Here is a 1,609-nt window from a genome sequence, read left to right as displayed (position 1 = left end):
GAGTTGATAACGTCCTATGCGCGGAATGATTAGCTGATTTGGCATCAGGTCGTTATCATGCTGAAGCGTTCCAGCACGTTTAAATGTGTGTCAGTTCGGCATTTTAGTCAACAACATGTCTCTCCCATAACAAACACAGAGTACGCTTTTGCGGCTCTCACCGTCCTTAAGACGAGATCTTCGGTCGTTGAGCAGAAGGCCTAAACATTATCTACGAGGTCAGGTGTCTGCCTCTACGGCACGCACAGAGAAAGGTCCTGCTGCTGTCGATCACCCCTCAAAAAAGGGGCGATAAGGTTCACCGTTTTTGATGATCCCGTGGACGGTACGGGCCATCTTTGCAGCGATCGCTGTATACGCCTTGCGGCGCAAATGGGTGTTGTGACGGTCTTTGGCGATGTAACGCTCGAACTTGTCACGGAAGCTGTTCGTCTTCTGGAGAATAGCCACTTGTCCGGCCATCCAGAGGGTGCGCCGCAAGCGTGCGTTCCCATATTTTGATAGCTTGGTCTGGCCGCGGAATGTACCTGATTGGATCGTTGAAAGATCCATGCCGCAGAACTTCAAAAATTGCCGATGATGATTAAAGCGGCGTAGATCACCTGCCTCAGCCAGAATGGTTAAAGCATTGATTGGGCCGATCCCTGGGATAGATGTCAGCAGCTGATAATCAGGCAAATCTTTGAGTAGCTCGACCGCGCGGCGTTCGATTTGATTGCGCTGTGCGATCAGACCTCGACCTTCGCCAAGAACCAAGCGGAACATGCCGATGGCGTCAGAATCCGAACCGATAGGCAAGCCCACAGATGTTTTGGCAGTCTCGTAGATATCTGTAAGTAAACGTTCTTTTGCCACTTTGCGGCCCACGACGTCCCAAGCCTCTGCGATGAACGCCTCCTGATCCATCGCTGAGATCAAATGTGGCGACGGATAGCGTTCCAGAAAGGCAAAGAACCAGTCACCGCGTGAACTGCGATGAAAGCGATCCGCCTCGGGAAAGTATAGCGGCAGATAATGTGTGAGGATGCGATGCCAAAGCTCGGTCTTGGACTTGGAAACGATGTCATGCGTCTTTGATAGCTCTTGGATGTCGTTGGTGCCGCACACAAGTGGGTCGTGATAGAACTGGGTGTTTCCGATCTCCATCATGTGGAGGATGACTTGGGCGTCCTTGGGATCATTCTTGTCCCAGCTGTTGTGGAGCGCTTCACGCGTTCGGGCCAATGACACCGAAGACACCAACTTCACCTCAAAGCCTGCGGTGGCCAAGTGATAGGCTATAGCGCGGTGGTAGTTACCAGTAGCCTCAAACGCCACCTCGACGGGGAGGCCGTAACTGGCCAATGTTCTGATCAAGCGTTTAAAGTCGTCTAATTGGTTGAGCACGGTCAATTTACGGCGTCGCTTCTTGCCGGGAATGGCAATCAAAACTTCATGACGCGCCTTCGCGATATCGATCGCCACCAAAATGGGCGCGTTCTGTGCAATATTGGTCTCGGTCATAGTCGGTCTCCTTTGCAGTGTGGTTTGTTGCAAAACCACTGTAGGGACCTGAGGCACGGCTATGACCACCTGCTTCGTTAAACGAAGACTGCGCAGGTGCTCAAAG

1 pseudogene is annotated in these 1,609 nt (G+C 52.1%); it reads right to left on the bottom strand.

The features are described 5' to 3' along the window. Positions 1 to 211: 211 nt before the first annotated feature. Positions 212 to 1,503, bottom strand: a pseudogene (locus ABMC88_RS18445) (IS110 family RNA-guided transposase). Positions 1,504 to 1,609 lie beyond the last annotated feature (106 nt).

The sequence above is a fragment of the Sulfitobacter aquimarinus genome (assembly GCF_040149565.1).
GTDB lineage: Bacteria > Pseudomonadota > Alphaproteobacteria > Rhodobacterales > Rhodobacteraceae > Sulfitobacter > Sulfitobacter aquimarinus.
Note: the sequence above shows the minus strand (reverse complement) of the source record. Positions and strands in the feature narration are given on the sequence as shown.